This is a genomic window from Hymenobacter terrigena (genome assembly GCF_054776515.1).
Genome location: NZ_BAAHBU010000002.1, coordinates 1,234,081 through 1,253,383, shown reverse-complemented (window position 1 = coordinate 1,253,383; position 19,303 = coordinate 1,234,081). Strand labels below are relative to the sequence as shown.

12 protein-coding genes are annotated in these 19,303 nt (G+C 63.9%); 3 read left to right on the top strand and 9 right to left on the bottom strand.

The annotated features are described in order from the left end of the window. Positions 1–379 precede the first annotated feature (379 nt). The 8 genes from ACYU7Q_RS12070 to ACYU7Q_RS12035 form a co-directional block, all read right to left on the bottom strand. Positions 380–1,357, bottom strand: a complete 978-nt coding sequence (locus ACYU7Q_RS12070) for an ABC transporter permease (RefSeq protein WP_460609673.1) — start codon at positions 1,355–1,357, stop codon at positions 380–382. Next, entirely contained in the window at positions 1,345–2,415 is a 1,071-nt protein-coding gene (locus tag ACYU7Q_RS12065; RefSeq protein WP_460609672.1) for an ABC transporter permease, read from the bottom strand. Before ACYU7Q_RS12065 ends, ACYU7Q_RS12070 begins: the two co-directional genes overlap by 13 nt. A gap of 20 nt (positions 2,416–2,435) precedes the next feature. After that, positions 2,436–3,062, bottom strand: a complete 627-nt coding sequence (locus ACYU7Q_RS12060; RefSeq protein ID WP_460609671.1) for a PKD domain-containing protein — start codon at positions 3,060–3,062, stop codon at positions 2,436–2,438. A 33-nt stretch (positions 3,063–3,095) separates the two neighbouring features. Beyond that, the gene (locus ACYU7Q_RS12055; protein ID WP_460609670.1) at positions 3,096–3,821 is read right to left on the bottom strand and encodes a LytR/AlgR family response regulator transcription factor; all 726 of its coding nucleotides are present in this window, start codon (positions 3,819–3,821) and stop codon (positions 3,096–3,098) included. A 56-nt stretch (positions 3,822–3,877) separates the two neighbouring features. Further along, on the bottom strand, positions 3,878–7,588 hold the full coding sequence (locus ACYU7Q_RS12050; RefSeq protein ID WP_460609669.1) for a hybrid sensor histidine kinase/response regulator: 3,711 nt from the start codon (positions 7,586–7,588) through the stop codon (positions 3,878–3,880). Positions 7,589–7,763: 175 nt separating this feature from the next. Then, on the bottom strand, positions 7,764–9,818 hold the full coding sequence (locus ACYU7Q_RS12045; protein ID WP_460609668.1) for an OmpA family protein: 2,055 nt from the start codon (positions 9,816–9,818) through the stop codon (positions 7,764–7,766). A 145-nt stretch (positions 9,819–9,963) separates the two neighbouring features. Next, a complete protein-coding gene (locus ACYU7Q_RS12040; protein WP_460609667.1) occupies positions 9,964–11,037 on the bottom strand; it encodes a tetratricopeptide repeat protein in 1,074 nt (357 codons plus the stop codon). An 82-nt stretch (positions 11,038–11,119) separates the two neighbouring features. Beyond that, positions 11,120–12,169 (bottom strand): acetamidase/formamidase family protein, encoded by a 1,050-nt coding sequence (locus tag ACYU7Q_RS12035; RefSeq protein ID WP_460609666.1) that lies wholly within the window; start codon positions 12,167–12,169, stop codon positions 11,120–11,122. Between the two features lie 424 nt (positions 12,170–12,593). Here ACYU7Q_RS12035 and moeB point away from each other — a divergent pair, with 424 nt between their 5' ends. Further along, a complete protein-coding gene (gene moeB / locus ACYU7Q_RS12030) occupies positions 12,594–13,697 on the top strand; it encodes a molybdopterin-synthase adenylyltransferase MoeB (protein ID WP_460609665.1) in 1,104 nt (367 codons plus the stop codon). Position 13,698: 1 nt separating this feature from the next. Here moeB and ACYU7Q_RS12025 read toward each other — a convergent pair whose 3' ends face one another. After that, positions 13,699–14,313, bottom strand: coding sequence for an HD domain-containing protein (locus ACYU7Q_RS12025; RefSeq protein ID WP_460609664.1), 615 nt, complete (start codon positions 14,311–14,313; stop codon positions 13,699–13,701). Between the two features lie 518 nt (positions 14,314–14,831). On the opposite strand from ACYU7Q_RS12025, the gene ACYU7Q_RS12020 reads away from it, so the two are divergent. Together ACYU7Q_RS12020 and ACYU7Q_RS12015 are read left to right on the top strand one after the other, a co-directional pair. Further along, the gene (locus ACYU7Q_RS12020; RefSeq protein ID WP_460609663.1) at positions 14,832–17,063 is read left to right on the top strand and encodes an ATP-binding protein; all 2,232 of its coding nucleotides are present in this window, start codon (positions 14,832–14,834) and stop codon (positions 17,061–17,063) included. A 3-nt stretch (positions 17,064–17,066) separates the two neighbouring features. Continuing rightward, positions 17,067–19,262, top strand: coding sequence for an ATP-binding protein (locus ACYU7Q_RS12015; protein ID WP_460609662.1), 2,196 nt, complete (start codon positions 17,067–17,069; stop codon positions 19,260–19,262). Positions 19,263–19,303 lie beyond the last annotated feature (41 nt).

The window sequence follows — 19,303 nt, the reverse complement described above, 5'->3', positions numbered from 1 at the left end:
ACATAAGAATATCGATAATATGGTGGTAGAAAAAGGAGCGCTACCTAGGGTGAGCAGCGAGGGTTTGTTATTAAAAGCAATACAATGTTACGGCCACTATTATGTCTACAAAAGGACAGAATGGCCCTGATTGTGACATCGTAAAAACAGGATTATGTGCTGTTTTACAGCAATTTTTAATATAAAAAGTTATGTATGAATAATCTTCCGCAAGATATTTATTTTATAAATAATTAATAATAAAGGATATATAATAAGAATATGACGAGCTAAAATTAAGGCCTGCTTCTAAGAAAATGCCTCGACTTGCGACATCGAATTAGCCACTCAACCTTTCGTCGGGTATTAAATAAATTGCCTCTGTATTTACCAAAGAAGGCTAAGTCCTGGATATTGGCAGGCGGCTTAGGGCGTTGAGGCTTAATATGCTCATGGTGAGGAGTAATGATGGGAAGAATAGTATCCACCAGGCACTGGGCTCAGCACGCACAGTAGCGAGCAACCGGCCCCAACTGGCTACCTCCGGGGGCAAGCCAATGCCCAGAAACGACAAGGTGCTTTCCAGCCCCAGCAGGCCCGCAATACTCAGCGGCAGGGCGGTGCGGAGTGGGTGCAAGGCATGAGGCAAGGCGTGCCGAAACCACACTTGCTTTTCCGAAAGGCCGGCTGCCCGCGCTGCCTCCACAAACGGCAGCTGGCGCACGCTCAGCATCTGTGCCCGCACCAAACGGGCCAGCGGAGGCCATGTCGTCAGTACCAGCACCGCCAGCAGGCCGGGGACCGAAAGCCCGATGCTGGCCACCACGGCCACCACCACAATCAGGCGCGGGATGGTGTCGAGGGCCGTGGCCGCACCCATCACCAACGCATTGACCGGAAGCGGCCAAGCGGGCTGCGGGCGGTTTTGCCACTTCGCTAGCAAAGCCAGAACTCCACCAAGCAGTGCCAATGCGAGCCCGAGGGTAGAAATAGGGAGTTGTAGCACCCACCACATCCCGCCCGCGGCCATCAGCCAGTAGGAGAGGGAGGCCCGGGCCGTATTTCCCCAAAAGCCGGCGGCGGCCCCGGCCAGGCCCCCAACCAGTGCCGCCAGCAGGGCGGCCGGCAAGGTGAGCAACACGGCCGTGCGGGTGCCATATACCAGAATGCTTAGCACATCGCGGCCCTGAGGGTCGGTGCCGAGCCAGTGCTGGCTGGCTCCAAATGGCGGCACGGCCATGTGAGCCAAATCGGGCGTGCCGGGTAGGTAGGGCAGGGGTAGCAGCGGCGCAACGGCTGCTACCAGTACCAGCAGGCTCAGCCAAACCAATGCCAGCCGCTGCGACCACGTGGGGCGAAAAGAGGTCAGGACTGCCAACGGATGCGGGGGTCGGCCCAAAAGTAACAGAGGTCGGCGAGGAGCAGGGCCAGCAGGCGAACCGCGCCGGTGAGCAGCACACCGCCAATCAGCACGGGATAGTCGCGGGCGGCGGAGGCTTCGGCCAGAAGGCGGCCCATGCCGGGCAGGGCAAATACCACCTCCACCACCACGGCCCCGGCCACAAGGGCAGGAAGGAACTCGGCAATCTGGGCCAGGGTGGGAAGCAAGGCATTGCGCAGCGCATGGTGCCGGACCACGGCCGCTTCGGACAGGCCTTTGGCGCGGGCCGTGGTGGCGTAGGCGGTGCCCAGCTCCTGCTGCAAGGCAGCGGTGAGCTGAAGCGTGAGCTCGGGCACGGCCGTGATGACCAAAGCGGTTACCGGCAGAATTAAATGCAGGAAGCCATCTGCCAGATAATGGCCAGTATTTGTGTCCATTTCATTTGATTGGCCGAAGCCGTAAGCGGGCAGCCAGTTCAGTACGTCGGGATTGGCAAATACCAGCAGCAATAGCAGGGCCACCACAAACAGCGGCAATCCGTGCACGGCTACCAGCCCCGCGCGCAACGGGCGCTGCCACCACGGAGCAGGGGCCAGGCGTTGTGCCAGGGCCAGCGCGCCCAGCACGGCCAGTACGGCCGCCGTGCCCGTGAGCGGCAGGGTGAAAGCCAGGGCGTGGCGCAGTCGCCCCACCACGCCCTCGCCCGTCCGAAATGACGTGCCCAAATCGCCGTGCGCCAAGGCCCGCAGCCACTGGTGGTACTGGTTGTGAGAGCCGTGCCAGTGCCACGGCCGAACGCCAGCCGACGAAGCCGGTCCGCGGCTCACGTAAAAAGTGGGTAAATCGAGGCCGAAGCGCTGGCGCAGGGCTTGTAGCGCGGCCCGCTGACTCCCGGGTAGCAGGGCGGTGCCAGAACCCGTCTGGCTGGCGGCATCGGGCAGGGCCAGGCGCAGGGCGGTGTCGAGGTCGTGGCGGCTCAGCAGGAATACGGCCGAGGCCAAGGCCCAGATTGCCAGGAAAGTGCGAGCCAGACGCCAGAAAATAAAACGGGCCATGCGCTATGCCTCACCAGAATTTAAGGCTCTACCACGATTTCGCGCGAGACGCAGTGGCTGGCCACGCAGGCCTGCGAGCCGTAGCCGCGCATGCTGAAGCGTACCGAGTACGTGCCGGGCCGGCGGAAAATGTGTTGCGCCGTGCGGCTCTGCACAATGGAGCCGTCGCGAAAATCCCAGATGTACTGCACGTTGCGGCAGGTGAGGAGCTGGGCTTCGGGCGAATCGAAGGATACGGACTGGCCCACGCGCACGCGGGTGGCCGAGGCGGTGAAATCGACGATGTCCTGCTGCACGAGGTTGACGGGGATGTACTTCTGGCCGCGTCGGATTTCGCCGGTTTTGTCCACGATGACGTCGAGCTCGACCACGTAGTTTTTGCGCTCTTTATAGCAATGGCTCACCGTGGGGCCGGTGAGGGTGGTGCCATCGCCCATGTGCCACTGGTAGGTGAAAGGGCCGGCGGGCTCGTCGATGGACGGCCGGCCGTCGAGGTCGACGCACAGCATGCGCGGCAGGGGCGGGCCGCAACCCACGCTGGTGGTGTCGCCGGCCTGTTGAGCCTGAGCGGCCACGCCCACTAGGACGAGCAAGCCGGTCAGCAGCGTGGTTTTGGTGAAAAAAACAACTGGCGGAAAGTGCATCATGTCAATTGGTTAGGCAATGGGAAGGCGCAAGGTCTATAATTTATTGAGGCGCTGCATCACCTCGCGCAGGTAGGTCTGGCCCACGGGAATGTGCTTGCCTTCCACAATGACCGAGTTGTCTTCGAGGGCCTGAATGCGGTTGAAGTTGACAATGAACGAGCGGTGCACGCGCAAGAAGCGGTTGCTAGGAAACTTCTCTTCCACGGCCTTCATGGTGCTGTAGACGATGAGCTTGCTCTGGCCCGTGACGATGTGCACGTAGTCGCCGAGGGCTTCCACGTAGCGCACTTCGTCGAAGCCGACGCGCACGAGCTTGCTGTCGACTTTCACAAAGGTGAAATCAGCGTCGGCGTCGGGCGATTCGATGGCGTCGGAAGTAGCGGCGGAGCGCCGCTCGGCCACCTCAAGCGCCTTTTGGGCGGCTTGCAGGAAGCGGGCGTAGCTCACAGGCTTCACCAAATAGTCGACCACGGCGTGCTCAAAGGCCTGCACCGCATAGTCTTTGCTGCTGGTGATGAGCACAACCAGTGGCGGGTGCTGGAGCGTGCCCAGCAGCTCGATGCCGGAGAGCAAAGGCATCTCCACGTCGAGAAACAGCAGGTCGACGGGCGCGATGCGCAGAGACTCGGCGGCTTCGATGGGGTTGGTGAAGCTGCCGACGGCTGTCAGAAATGGCGTGTTGTTGATGCAATTGAGCACTATCTGAACCGACAGCGGGTCGTCATCAACCACTAAGCAACGCAGTTTAGAAACAGCCATAAGGAATCGAAGCGGTGGGCGTTTTGGTAACGAATGTAGGGCGCACCGTTCAGTTTTCAAGTTCTGGCCCGCTCCTCCAGCTGCGGGTACAGCTCGGCCAGCTGCTGGCGGATGGTGTCGAGCAACGGCTCGCAGTAGGGCAGGGCCGGGTGGCGCGCGGCGCGCTCCAATTCGTCGAGTTGGGTGTGCAGCACCGGCACCCCAAAATAGGCCACCTGGCCCTTGAGCTTATGGGCCGTGCTGGCCAGCGCGGCGGGGTCATGGGGGCAGGTGGCAGCTAGCAGTGCCTCCAGAGCCGGGGCTTCGGTGAGGAAAGTGGTGATGATTTGGCGCAGGAAGTCCTCGTTGCCGCCGGCCAGTTCTTCGAGCAGGTGCCAGTCCGGTTTAAGGGTAGGAGGGTTTTGTAGGGCAGGAGGGTAGGAGGGTGCGAGGGTAGGAGTTGGCTGGTTTTCGGTAGACTCACCGTACTTGGTGAGTGTCCCTGTTCCTCTTTGCTCTCTTACTCCCATGCCTTCCTGCCCCCAATTGCTTCGGCCGGTAAAGTGAGCAATGCGAGCGTAAAGCACGGCGGGCTCGAAGGGCTTGGCGAGGGTATCGTTCATGCCGGCGGCCAGGGCCAGGGCGCGGTCTTCGGGCAGCACGGAGGCCGTGAGGCCGACGATGGGCAGCTGGCTAGCATCGGGGAAGTGTCGGCGGATTTCGCGGGTGGCCGCGTAGCCGTCGAGCTCGGGCATCTGCACATCCATCAGGATGGCGTCGAAGGGCTGGGTGGCGTCGGTGACGGCCTCCACGGCCAGGCGGCCGTTGTCGGCGATGAGGACCTGCACGTTCCAGGCTTCGAGGGTTTTGCGGGCCACGAGCTGATTGAGGGCGTTGTCTTCGGCCACCAGCACGCGCAGCGCGGGCTCGAAGGGCGTGAGCAGCCCGGCGTGGGCTTCGGGCTGGGCGGCGCGGGCATCGGCCACTTCGTAGGGCAGCTCGAAGAAAAACTCGGAGCCCTGACCTTCCTCGCTGGTCACGCCAAGCTGGCCGCCGTGCAGCTGCACGAGGTTGCGGGCAATGCTCAGGCCCAGGCCGGTGCCGCCAAACTCGCGGGTGGTGGAGGTATTGGCCTGCGAGAAATCCTCGAAAATGGCCCCCAGCTTGTCCTGCGGGATGCCAATGCCGGTGTCGCGCACCGCAAACCGAATGAGCGAATGAGTGAAGGAATGAATGAGCGACTCAGGCCCGGGAACTGCTTCCACCGTGACCGTGACGCCGCCGGTGCGGGTGAATTTGATTGCGTTGCCCACCAGATTTACCAGTATCTGGTTCAGGCGCACGGGGTCGCCGAGCACGGCGGCGGGCACATTGTCGGCCACATTCACCGTCAGAAACAGGCCCTTGCTCTCGGTGGCAAACTTGAACATGGCCCCGAGGCGGCGCACGGCTTCGGGCAGGCGGAAGGGCACCTGCTCCAGCGTGAGCTTGCCGGCCTCCATCTTCGAGCTGTCGAGGATGTCGTTGATAATCACCAGCAGGTTTTGCGACGACGACTCAATGGCCGTGAGGTATTCAGCCTGCTCGGGGTTGGGGCGGGTGGCTTGCAGCAGGTTGGTGAGGCCGATGACGGCGTTCATCGGCGTGCGGATTTCGTGGCTCATGTTGGCCAGAAACTGCGCCTTGGCCCGGCGCGAAGCCTCGGCCGCGTCGCGGGCCACCACCAAATCGGCGTTGATGTCTTCGATGTGGGCTTTTTGCTGGCGCAGCTCGGCGGTGCGCTCGCGCACGGTGCGCTCCAGCATCAGCTGCGTGCGGCGCAGGGCGCGCTCGCGGAAGCGCACTACCCCATAAGCCAATCCGGCCAGCGCCAGTACCGCCAGCGTGCGGAACCACCACGTGCGCCACACCGGCGTGGCCACCCCAAACGCGGCGGCCACCACCGGGCTCCACGGGCCGGAATTGCCGCGCCGTACCCGCGCTTCAAACACGTATTGGCCGGCATCGAGGCCCGGAAACTGGGCTTCGCCGGCCGTGCTGGGGCGGCTCCATTCGTCGGAAAGGCCGCGCAGGCGGTGCTGGTAAGTGAGGGCTTCGCCGGGATTAAGGCTGATGCCCTGGAAGGTGAAATTGACGCGGTGGCGGGTGGCCGAGAAGGTGCCCAGCGCATCCAGCGGGCGCGGCTCACCGTCGACTTCAACCCCGGTAATGGCCAGACCGGGCCGGCGGGCGGCCACGATGCGGCGGGCGGCGGCCACATCCACGCGCAGCAGGCCGGCGCGGGTGCTCAGCCACGCTACCGCGCCGGGGCCGGGACCGGCGGCCAGAGCCGCGGGGCCGAGGCAGTCGCGCGCCAGCGGGTCGTCGGTAGCGGCGAGCGGGGTAAAGGCGCGGGTGCGACAGTCGAGCAGGGTGAGGCCCTGGCGGTGCACCAGCAGCAGCTGCGGGCCGACGTGGCCGGGCGCAGCGGGCAGCGGCAGCAGCCCGTAGGCATAGTCCGAAGGCAGCTGGCTGGCGGCGGTGAGCTGCTGCCACTGGCCGGAGCGCTGGCGGCAGTAGATGCTCTGGCCTTCGGTGCCCACCCAGATGCGGCCGTCGGAATCTTCGGCCAGGCTGCTGGCATCGAGACCCACGGAGCCGAGGCGGTAGTGCACGAATTCGTCCAGTACGGGGTCGTAGGCAGCGATACCGGTGCCGTGCGTCGCTACCCAGACGCGGCCGGTGTGGTCGGCCAGCAGGGCGTAGGTAGTGTTGTGCAGCAGGCCGTTGGCCGTGGTGAAATGGCGGATGCGCTGCGAAGAATCGGCGGGCAGCAGGTAGAGGCCATCGGCGGCGGTGCCCACCCAGAGGCCGGAGCGGGGCGCGTAGGCCAGGGCCGTGACGTTGAAATCGGGGCTATTGGATAACCCCGGCACCGCCTGCAAAATATGGCCCGGCGGTGCGGCCGTGTAGAGGCCCGTGGCCGTGCCCACCCAGAACCCGCCGCCCAGCCGCGCTGGGCGCGGCAGCAGCGCTTTCACCGAACCGCCGCGTAGAGCCGGAGCCACGAAATTACCTTGCTGCGCAGGCACAAGGCCATTGGCGTGAAGCCGGAAGAAGCGGTTGCCACCGAAAGCCGCCCAAGCTTCGGCCAAGCCTTTTTGATGCACCGTGGCCAGCGCCGGCAACTGATTGGCCGATGCGGCGGGGTACGGCTCCAGCCGCAGGTGCCGGTCCGAATGCCTCAGCAGGCCCTGGCCGGCAGTGCCCAGCCAGGCGTTGCCTTCGCGGTCTTCGAGCAGGCAGGTGGGCTCGGTGCCTTCGGGCAGGTGCAGGTGGTAGCGGCGCAGGTAGCGGCCAATGGCGGCAGTGTCGACGGGTGGAGGGCCGTCGGCGGGCAGGCGCAAGCCGGCGGGCACGGCGCTGCGCTTGGCCTGACTAAAGGTGTCGGCGGCCGTTTTCTTCACCGAGATGCCGCCCTGGTAGTGGCCCACCCAGAGCCGGCCGGTGGCGGGCTCCTCACGCAGCGACACCACAAAATCCTCGGCCAGCCCGTCCTTTTTGGTGAAAGAGGTGAACTGGGTGCCGTCGTAGCGGACAAGACCTTCGCCGGTGCCCAGCCAGAGGTAGCCTTGCCGGTCCTGCAGCAGCGCGTACACAAAGGCCGGCCGGAAGCCCTCGGTGGGGCCAAACTGGCGCAAATAGGCCTGTTGGGCGCTGGCCGGACGCACCCATAGCAGCAGCCCGAGCAGTGCCAGCAACAGCAGGCCCAGCCGGCGGATGTAGAGAAAGCGGAGAAGTAGTTTCAAGCAGAAAACGCCACTTGCCGGATGAGGCAGATGTTTGACGCTGCAAGGTAGAGCGGGCTTTTAAGCGTTGGGCCGGGTTTCCGGTTATCGAAGTGCAGAACCCGACGAACACAGCGTTTTGCCCGACTGTAGCGCGGACTTTTAGTCCCAGGCGCGGACTAAAAGTCCGCGCTACCTACTTAGCCGTCACCTTGAATTCGGTGCGGCGGTTGAGCTGGCGGTTGCCTTTGCTGGTGTTGGGCACTTCGGGGCGGGTTTCGCCGTAGCCCATGGCCGTGAGGCGGGCCGCCGCGATGCCGTGCTGCGTGAGGTACGTCACCACGGCCTGGGCGCGGCGCTGGCTGAGGTCCTGGTTCATGGCGGCTTCGCCCACGTCATCGGTGTGGCCGGCCATTTCCAGCTTCAGGGCGGGCGTTTCGGTGAGGAGCTTTTGCAGGCGCTCCAGCTCGGCGGTGCTTTCGGGGCGCAATGTCGCCTTGCCGGTATCAAAGAAAATGTTGCGCAGCACGATAGTAGTGCCCACTTCCAGCTTCTTCAGGGGGATGTCCTTCACCACTTCGGCAAAGGCCGCGCCGGCGGGCAGGTCGAAGTTTTCGGAGTGGAACAGGTAGCCGTCCTGCCGCACCACGATGCCGTAGTTGGTGCCCGAAGGCAGGCTTACGAGGTAGCGGCCCGAGGTGGCGTTGCTGCGGAAGTTGGCAATGGTCTGGCCGCTGGTGTTGTCAATCAGGTCAATGGCCGCGTCGAGCGGCTGCTTGGTGGCGTCGTCGGTCACGGTGCCTTTCAGGATGGTGACCTGGGCCGTGGCCACTGCCACCGCCGGAGCCAGCACCGTTTGCTTGATTGGGGCGAGGCGCGAGGCCAATAACTGGTCCTCCTCGCTCAGCAACGGCTGTTTTTCGGGGCCGAGGAAGGTGATGCGGTAAATATCCTTCGCGCCCAGCCCGCCGGGCCGGTCGCTGCTGTAGTAGCCGTGCCGGCCGGACGCGGAAGTCACGAAAAATACGTCGTCGTCGGGCGTATTGATGGGCCAGCCCAGGTTCTCCGGCGTGCTCCACTTGCCTTTCTCAAACACCGATTTAAAGATGTCGTAGCCGCCCATCGAGTTGTGCCCTTCCGACGAAAAGTACAGCGTTTTGCCATCGGGGGCCATAAAGGCGCCCTCCTCGCCATACGCCGTGTTGATGGTTGGCCCCAGGCTCACGGGCGTGTTTTTGCCGTCGAGGTCCACTTTATAAATGTCGGAGCTGCCCGCGCCGCCCTCCCGGTCGCTCACGAAGTATAGGTAGCGGCCATCGGGCGAGTAGCTGGCCGAGGTTTCGTGGGCGTTGGTGTTGATGCGGCTGTTGAGGCGGCGCGGCTTGTCCCAGGTGCTGCCGCTGAGGGTGGTTTCGAGCAGGTCGCCGCCGTTGGTACCCACGTACACCAGCATGCGCTGGCCATCGGGGGCCAGGCCCACGGTGGCGTTGTGGTCGTCGGTGTTCACGGGTGCGCCTAGGTTGGCGGCGCGGCTCCAGGCCTTGCCCTTCCAGGTCGACTGGTAGATGTCTTCAAAATAGCCGTTGCCCTCCGGGTCTTTCTTGCCCCCCGTCGAGCCCTCGCGGCGCGACGTAATCAGAATAGTCGACTCATCGGCCGACACCACCGGCCCGTAGTCCGAGGCCTGCGAATTCAGCTCCGGCCCTGCGTTATCAATAAACACGCGCGTGGGGTGGGCCATCAGCTGCTGGCCATTGCGGCACTCCTGAATGCGGCGTTGCAGGTCGTTGGGCGTGATGGTGCCGGCGCTGCCGTTGCGGGTGTTGCTTCCCACGGGCGTGGCCAGCTGGTATTCGGCCATGGCCTCGCGCCACTTCGCGCTCAGGTGCAGGGCGCGGGCCAGCAGGTAGTGGGTGCGCGCATCGGCGGTAGCATCAAGCTTCGCGGCTTTTTGCAGGTAGGGCAGGGCGGCGGTTTTGGTGGCCGAGTTCAGGTAGCAGTCGCCGATTTTAACATTCAGGGCCGCATTGTTGGGATTAAATTCGTGGGCCGCCAGGAAGTGCGGCAGGGCCTGGGCGTAGCGCGGCGGGTCGGCGCGGTAGTCGTCGTCGCCGGCTTTCAGCTCGCGGTTCGCTTCGCGCAAGCCTTCTTTGTTATCGCCAAAGTTGTCTTTGGTGAAGGCCACGCTCTGGGCCGCGGCGGGCAGCGCGGCGCTGGCGAGGAGAACGGACAGAAGTAGGCGGAAGTACATGGTGGCTAGGAATAAAAGGTCGTCATGCAGAGCGCAGCGAAGCATCTTTACCGCTTCGTTGGTTCGATGGAATTATTTGCTGCGGGCAAGATGCTTCGCTGCGCTCTGCATGACGGGCTTAATTATAATCTGATACTGACAGCACTCACTCCGCCGCCTCGCCCGCGCAGCCGGCGGCCGCCGCGTAGTTATTCCCCACGGCAATGCCCAGCTCGGCGGCTTTGCGCCAGTCCTGGCAGGCCTCATCGGCCTGGCGGAGCATTTCGCGGGCGTGGCCGCGGTTGAGGTAGGCCTCGGCGTAGTCGGGTTTCAGCTTGAGGGCGGCGCTGGCATCGGCGGCGGCATCGGCGTATTTCTCCAGCTTGAGGTGGGCGGCGGCGCGGTTGTTCCAGGCGTAGGCGTACTTCGGGTCGAGCTGCAGGGCCTGGCTGAAATCGGCAATGGCCCCGGCGTAGTCCTTGTTCTCGAAGCGGGCACTGCCGCGGTTGTTGTAGGCCAGGGCGTTGTCGGTTTTCTTGGCCAGGTAGGCGTCGTAGTCTTTCAGGGCCTGGGGCAACTGGCCGGTGTGGCGCTCGGCGGTGGCGCGGTTCAGCAGGGCCGAAAGCAGCTCGGGTTGCAAGCTCAGCGCTTCGGTATAGTCCAGGGCGGCGGCGGCGTAGTTGCCGAGTTTCTGCTGGGTGCTGGCGCGGTCGTGGTAAGCGTAAGCCAGCTTGGGGTCGGCCTTGATGGCCCCGTCAAAGTCGTCGCGGGCGGCTTGGTAGTCGCCTTTCTCGAAGCGCAGCACGGCGCGGTTGTACCAAGCGGGCGCGTAGTCGGTCTTGGCCTTTAGGGCTTCGGAATAGTCGGTTTCGGCTTCGCTGAGCTGGTTTTGGGCCTCGTGGGTGCGGCCCCGGCCGAAGTAGCCGGCGTAGTTGCCGGGCTCCAGCTTCAGGGCCTGGTCGTAGTCGGCCAGGGCCTGCGGGTATTCTTTCAGCTCGTAGCGGGTGGCGGCGCGGTTGGTGTAGGCGGCCGCAAAATCGGGCTTGGCGGCAATGGCCTGGTCGAAGCTGGCCAGCGCCGCCGGGTAGCTCTGCTTGCTGAAGCTGACGAGGCCGCTGTTGTAGGCCTTCTCGGCCAGCTGCGGGCCGGGCAGCGTGCTGGCCCGCACGGTATCGACCTGCGCCCGCACCGCCAGCGGCGCGCCCAGCAACACGAAGAAAAGCAGACTCTTTTGTATCATATCCAGATGATAAGCCGAAAGGAAAGCGTGGATAGCGAAGATATTGGATTTTTGGTTTGAGCTAACAATGGAGAGCATCCTGCTAGTCCTTCTTCGCCGCTTTAAGCTTCCCGAAAATGCTCTTGGGCAAAATCATGTGCGCCCCGCGCGTGCCGTCCACCACCTGCGTCACGTCGAGGTCGCCGGCCACGCTGCACAACATGTAGGCGTCGTCGCGGCTGAGGTGCTTTTCGGCCACCAGGAAGGCAATCATTTCGCGCACCGCGTCCTTGGCGGCAAGGATGAGGTCTTCATTCAGGCCCATGCTGATGTAGGCGGTGGGCGTTTCGGCGCGGGGCAGGGTTTGGTGTAAATCCTTGCGCACGATGAACTGTAGCGTGCCCGTGAGCGAAGTTTCCAGCGCCGTGATGTCGACCTCGCCGTTGCCTTGGCCGGCGTGGCCGTCGCCCACAAAAAACAGCGCGCCCGCCGCGTGCACCGGCAAATACAGCGTGGTGCCGGCCACCAGCTCCTTGTTATCGAGGTTGCCGCCGTGGATGCCGGGCGGCGCGCTGTTGATGCGGCCCGAAGCGGCCGGCGGAGCCACGCCCATGCTCCCGAAAAACGGTCGCAGCGGCACGTCGATGCCCGGCAGGAAGTGCGCCACCATCTTCTTCGCATCGAGCGGGATAATGCGCATTTTGGCGTAGCCGAAATCCTCCGGAATAAAGCCGCTTTTGGCCCCAAAGGCATTGTATGCGTAGGGAATGGCCAGGTCGATGCGTTGAATGCGGACCTCCAGCACGTCGCCGGGCTCGGCCCCTTCCACGAAAATGGGGCCGGTGAGGATGTGCCCGCCCGGCCCTTTATTCGTGACGTGCTCGGTGATGTCGCGCAGGTTCGGCTCTACCTGTGCGGCGGGCAGGCCCGCGCCTTCGAGCCGGGCCGGCGTGGAGGTGATGAGGGTGTGCACCCGCACCGTTTCGCCGGATTTGATGCGCAGCACGGGCGGCGCGGCGGCGTCATAATAGCCCCAGGCGGCGGTGGCCGGCGTGATGGGCAACTCGTGCAAGGCGATTTTTTGAGCTTGGGCGCAGGGGAGCAGGCCGAGCAACAGCACAGCCAGAGCAAAAATTGGAAGGCAAACTTTCATGGCGGTAAGTTCGCTCCGGGGTAGCGGTTGTCAGTCGGATTCCTTTGGTGAGCACCTGGGTGTGACTTGGTAAGCGGCGGCGAAGAGGCGCGGTCTTGCCTTGCTGCAAATAGCAAAATGGGCCTGGATTATCTGTAAGCCAGGTTTGTTAAGTCATTTTATTATTATGTTAAATTAAATAAAGTTGTGAAAGACCTTATTTCACTTTGCCCGTGCTTTTGCCTAATCCGGCAAATGTAGGGCAGCAGCCCGCCAGCACGCAATGGCCCGGCAGCAGCGCGGGCCAGCGGAAATTCGTAAGGGCAATGACTACTGATGCGCGGCATTCACCCGAAATTCGCAACCGGCTTATCGCCAATTGCTCCGGCTCGCTGTTTAACTAAGCCGATGCTAAGCGCCAAGGCGCCAAAATTCCGCCACCAAAATGACCTCAGCCACCGCCCCGCTTTCCGCCGCCGAAACCACCCGCTACAGCCGCCACCTGCTGCTACCCGAAATCGGCGCGGCCGGCCAGCAAAAGCTCAAAGCCGCCCGCGTGCTGGTGGTGGGCTGCGGCGGCCTGGGCTGCCCCGTGCTCCAATACCTGGCCGCCGCCGGCGTGGGCCTGCTCGGCCTGCTCGACTTTGATACCGTGGACGACAGCAACCTGCATCGTCAGGTGCTCTACACCACCGCCGACGTGGGCCGGCCCAAAGCCATAGTGGCTGCCGAAAAGCTGCGCGCCCAGAATCCCTTTATCGCGCTGCAAGCGCACCAAGTCGTGCTCTCGGCGGGCAATGCGCTGGCGCTGTTTGTGGGGTACGATGTGGTGGTGGACTGCTCCGATAATTTCGCCACCCGTTACCTCGTCAACGATGCGTGCGTAGTGCTGGGCAAGCCCCTGGTGTTCGGGGCCATCTTCAAGTTTGAAGGGCAGGTTTCGGTGTTTAATTACCAAAGCGGCCCCACCTACCGCTGCCTGCACCCGGTGCCGCCCGCGCCCGGCGACGCGCCCAATTGTGCCGAAATCGGCGTGCTGGGCGTGCTGCCCGGCCTCATCGGCACCATGCAGGCCAACGAGGCCCTGAAAATTATTCTCGAAATAGGGGAGGTGCTGAGCGGCCGTCTCTTGCTGGTCGATGCCCTCAGCATGCGCTTCCAAGCCATCGGCTTTCGGGCTGTGGCGGCCAACCAGCAGCTTACCGCACTGGCGTCCGATTACGCGGCCTTTTGCGGCGAAGCGCCCCTCGAAACCGTCCCGGCCCGCGCCCCCGAAATCTCGGCCGACGAGCTGAAAGCCTGGCAGGCCAGCGGCCGGCCACTCCAGCTGCTCGACGTGCGCGAGCCGCACGAGCACGCCCGCCGCAGCATTGGCGGGCAGCTGATTCCGCTGGGCCAACTGGCGGGGCAGCTAGCCGATTTGCAGCCCGATGTGCTGGTGGTGGTGCACTGCGCCAGCGGCGTGCGCAGCCAAAAAGCGGCGCAGCTGCTGCTCACCAATGGCTTTGCCGAAGTGTATTCGCTCCGCAACGGGCTGGCCGACTACTAAGCTACTTGGCCGTAGGCATGCCGCAGCCGGGCCAGGCGGCCAGGCGGGCGCGGATGTGGTCGAGCCGGGCTTGTTTGGGCGCGCCGCGCCGGGCCAGGGCCGTGGCCGTCCAGTACTGGTGGCTTGTGAGGAAACGCTCCTGTAGCTGAAACCAGGCGTGCTCGCTGGCGATGAGCTGGCGGGCCGTCAGCTCGCGGAAAAGGCTGGTGGAGATGGGCACGAAATCGGGGCGTCCCAGATAGTCGAGGTCGGCATCGCACAGGATTTGAGCCAGGTGGCAGCGGGGTTCCTGCGGGTATTGCGTAGCGATGATTAGGGCGCAAATCTGCTCAATCTGGCCCCGCGAATAGTCGAATTTCGGGAGCGTAGCGCGTACTATCTCGCAGCCCCGGGCCTCGTGGCCCTCATACGTATGCAGGAAGCCCGCATCGTGGTACAGGGCCGCCGTGCGAAGCAACGCCAGGCTTTCGGAATCGGTCATGCCTTCGGCGGCAGCCAGTGCCTGGGCTGCCTGCGTCACGTCGAGGGTGTGGTCCAGGCTATGGTAGTAGAGGGTGGGGGCCAGGCCCCGGCGCAACTCGCGCACGATAAACGCTTCGGCAGATGAGGCTCGCATACGGAAGGAACGGACGCGGTGAAACGATGAACCCCGGCGGGGCTGCCGGCAACAGAAAAAGCAAAATGCGGAAAGCCGCCAGCAACTACTACGCCACTCCTGAAAAAAGTAGGCAATGCAATAAACTGAGAATTGATTTATTGCGCGGCAGGATTATTTACTACCTTGATTAAATATAGCACTAGGCTACTATTTTATGAAGCGGTGACCTGCTTTGGTGTAGGCAGATTTTTAGATAACCAATTGCTGCAAATTAGGACGGTGCTTTCAATTCCTGATATCAATTATAATGGAATTGAAGTAATTAATTCATCTTTGCGCGACCAACGGCGGCCGGTGCCTGGCGATGCCGGCCGGCCCGGCAATCGGGCCGTAATTTTACCCAATTTCCACTCGCTTCTACCTGCAATGATGTCCCACCGCCCCAACCGCTTTTCGTTCCGGCAGCTGCTGCGCCAAGGAGTGCGGTTCGGGTGGGCAGCCCATCTTCCTGTCGCCGCCAAAACCCAGCTTTGTTCATGAGATGGATTTTTACGGTGTTGATTTTCTGGATGATGTGCAGGCCGGCGGTTGCCCGGCAGTCCTATTGGGAGGTCGATTATGATTCGCTAACCCGCGCCCTGCCGCAACAAACATCCGACGCCGCCCGCCTGCGGGTGGTGCAGCAGCTGCTCGACCTGCACCCCACCAACGTGCAGGCGCTGCCCTTGCTCGACCAGCTGCTGCGGCTGAACCAGCAGCTGCAAGTGCTGGACGCGGCCCCCTACCGCCACCTGCGCAACGGGCTGGTGCTGTGGCAGCAAGGCAATGCCGATGCGGCCGCCCTGGATACCATGAAAGTAGCCGTGACGGAATTTGACCGCCAAGGCCGGCCCATTCCGTGGCTGCTGATAGACCTGGTGACGCTCTATAACCGGCTGAACCGCATGGATGCGCGCAAACGCTACTACGAGGAAAAACTGGCCTACTACCGCCTGCACGGGGCGACCGAGAACGTGGCCGCGTGCTACGTGTCGCAGGGTGGCTACTACCGGCGCATGGGCGACTACAACCGCACCCTGAACAGCGTGCTGCGCGCCGCCGACCTGGTGCGCACCTACGACCGGCCGCTCTACGTGCGCGAGCTGCTGGTGGCCGGGGCCATATACGCCGACTGGGGCAACCGCGCCAAGGCCGTGCAATACCTAGGCCAGGCCCTGCGCCTGCCCGAGTTCCGGCGCATCCAGGGCATGGAGCGGGTGTTCACGTTCCTGGCCTTGTCGCGCCTGTATGCCGAAGGCCAGCACCCCACCACCGCTCTGCGCATGGTAGATTCGGTGCTGGCTGCCCGGGGCGGCGATGCCAATGAGCGCAAGCTCAGCCAGGCCTACGCGCTGGTGCAAAAGGGCCGGGTGCTGCTGCAAATGCAGCGCGTAGCAACCGCCGGCGAGCTCCTAAAGCAGGCCCAGCAGCTCGACGATTCGCTGCACATCCCCATGACCGGCAAGCCCGGCGAGTTTGAGCTCGATGCCGCCTGGGCCCGGTACTACACGGCCCGGCACGACGATGCCCGCGCCGAAACCCACTGGCTGCAGGCCTACCGAAAGGCCACCGCCGCCCGCATCGAGCGCCTGCGGCCGGAGTACCTGAAGCAGCTCATCGCCTTTTATGATGACCGCAACCGGCCAGCCGAGGCCCAGCGCTACTCCCGCGCCTACATCGCCCTCACCGATACGCTCAACGCTGCCCAGAATACTTTCCACGTAGCGCAGTACGAAAGTGAGCGGATGGAACAGGCCCAGAACGCCCAGATTGCCAGCTTGCAACAAGCCCAGGCCGTACAGGCCGTGCGCCTGCGCCTGGGCCAGTGGCTACTGCTGGGGGCGCTGCTGACCGTGCTGCTGGTGTCGGGGCTGGGGGCATTCATCTACCGCCAGCTGCAGGTGAACCGGCGCACCCTGGCCCAACTGCGCCAAACGCAGAACCAGCTGGTGCAGGCCGAGAAAATGGCTTTCCTGGGCGAGCTCACGGCCGGCATTGCCCACGAGCTGCAAAACCCGCTCACCTTCATGAAAAACTTTGCCGAAGTCAGCACCGACCTCGTGGAGGGCATGAACGGCGAAGGCCCCGCCCCGGCACTGGAAACTGAAATTCTGGCCGGCCTGAAACAGAACCTCCAGCAAATCAGCCAGCACGGGCAGCGGGCTTCGTCCATTATCAAGGACATGCTGGAGCACTCGCGCGCCGGCACCGGCCAGTCGGTGCCCAGCGACCTCAACGCCCTGGCCGCCGATTCGCTGTCGTTGGCCTACCAGGGTCTACGCACCACCGACCCAAACTTTTACGCCACCCTGAGCAAGGAGCTCGACCCCCAGCTGGGCCTGGTGGGCCTGGTGACGCAGGACATGGGCCGCGTGCTCCTGAACCTGTGCACCAATGCCCTGCACGCCGTGCGCCAGCGCCAGCGCGACCTGGCGCAGCAAAGCACCGGCGGGCCGGCCAACTACCAGCCCACCGTGACGGTGCGCACCCGCCGCCCCACCCACAGCCCGGTGATAGAAATTCTGATTTCCGACAATGGCACGGGAATGCCGCCGCAAGTGCGGGAAAAAATATTTCAGCCGTTTTTCACCACCAAGCCGCCCGGCGAGGGCACCGGCCTGGGCCTGTCGCTGAGCTATGACATTGTGACCAAGGGCCACGGCGGTACCCTCACCGTGGAAACTCGCGAGGGCGAGGGCACCGAATTTCTTATTACCCTGCCCGCCTGAGCCGTGGAGAAATTAGCTAACCGGATGCGCCCCCACGCCGCCACCAGTTGGCTCACGGGCCTGCGCCGCACGGTGCTGGGCTGGGGGCTGCGCGGGGCGGTGGCCGGCGGGGTGCTGCTCAGTTGTCCGGTGCCGGCGACCGCCCAAACCCATACCGTCGACAGCCTCCGGGCCGAAGTGCGGGCCCACCCCCAGCCCGATGCCGCCCGCGTCAAAAGCCTCAATGCGCTGGCCCTGGAGCTGCGCAACAACGCCCCCGATGAGTCGGCCGCCCTGTTTGAGGAGGCGCGCCAGTTGGCGCAGTTGCTGGGCGACACCGGCGGCGCGGCCGAGGCCGAACTGGGCCTGGGGTTTTACCACCGCCACCGCAGCGAGTATGCCCTGGCCGAAAGTTTTTCGGAGCAGGCCCGGCACGATTTTGAGCGGGTGGGCGACCGCCTGGGCCAAACCCGCAGCCTCTACAATCAGTCGAGCGTGTACTCGGAACAGGGACTGTATGCGAAGTCGTTGCAGGCCAACCTGCGCGGCCTGGCCCTGGCCGAGGCTGCGCACAGCGAGAAGTGGCTGGCCTTTCTCAACACCCAACTGGGCATCACCAGCACTTACCTGCACGAGTATGATAATGCCCGGCGCTACCTCACGCAGGGCCTGCGCTGGGCCAAGCGCTCGGGCGACAAGAACAGCATCGGGCACGCCTACACCGGGTTGGGCAACCTCTTCCGTGCACAGGGCCAGTGGGCCAACGCCCAGCGCAACTACGAGCAGGATGCCAATATCTTTCGGCTAAAGCAAGACGAAGCCGGCCTGGTGTTTGAAGGAATTAATATTGGCGATATGGAAGAGCGCCAAGGGCATTATCCGGAAGCTTTTGCCAATGCCCGCCGCAGTCTGCGCCTAGCGCAGCACCTGCGGTCTGTGGGCGAAATACCCCGCGCACAGCTCGTGCTGGCCCGTACGTTTCTGCACACCGGCCGCCCCGATAGCGCCATCTTCTACGCCCTGCGGTGCTTGCAGACCACGCGCCGCAGCGGGGCCCGGCAGTACAGCCGCGATGCCAGCCAGATACTGGCCCAGGCCTCGGCCCGGCGCGGTGATTTCGCGGCCGCCTACCGCTACGAGGAGTTGTTTGGCGCGTACCGCGACAGCCTCAACAGCAGCGACTTGCAGCGGAAGGCCGCCGTGCTGGAATACCGCGCCGAGCTGGCCAAAAAACAGGCCCAAATTGGCATGCTCACCAGCAACAGCCGCCTCATCCAAACCAAGAATCGCCAGCAAGGCTGGCTGCTGCTGGGGGCCCTGCTGGGCCTGGGGGTCGTGGGCACCCTAAGCGCCGTGCTCTGGCGCAACAACCGCGAAAAACAGCGCGCCTACGCGCTGCTCAAGCAGCAGCAGGACGAGTTACGCGCTGCCCAGAGCCAGCTGGTGGCGGCCGAGAAATGGGCTTTCGTAGGCGAGTTGTCGGCCGGCATTGCCCACGAGCTTCAGAACCCACTCGCGTTCATGAAAAACTTCGCCGACTTGAGCGTGGGCCTGCTCGACCACGGCCCCACCGCGCAGCCCTCCGGCCTGGAACAGGAAATAATGGCTGGCCTAAAGCAAAACCTGCTGAAAATCAGCCAGCAGGGCCAGCGGGCTTCTGCCATCATCACCGACATGCTGGCCCATGCCCGCACCGGCACGGCCCCGCGCGTGCCCACCGAACTCAACGCGCTGGTGGCCGATGCGCTGGCGCTGGCCTACCAGGGCCTGCGCACCCAGGCCCCCGCCTTCCACGCCACGCTGGTGCAGGACTTTGCCCCCAATTTGCCCCTGGTAGCCGTGGTGCCCTCCGACCTGACCCGCGTGCTGGTGAACTTGTGCACCAACGCCTTGCACGCCGTGCGCCAGCGCCAGCGCGAACTGGAAGGTGCCACCGCGGCCACCTACCAACCCACCGTGACGGTGTGCACGCGCCAGACCGCCGACGGGGCCGTGGAAATTCGGGTGCACGACAACGGCACGGGCATGCCGGAGCAGGTGCGGGAAAAAATCTTCCAGCCCTTCTTCACCACCAAGCCTGTGGGCGAGGGCACCGGCCTGGGCCTGTCCTTGAGCCACGACATTGTGACCAAGGGCCACGGCGGCACCCTGGCCGTGGAAAGCGTGGAGGGCGAGGGCACCGAATTCATCCTCAGCCTGCCGCCCGGCGGCAAAGCATAACGGCCGGGGTAGTACATTTCTATCCGTTTGGGCGGGGCCGA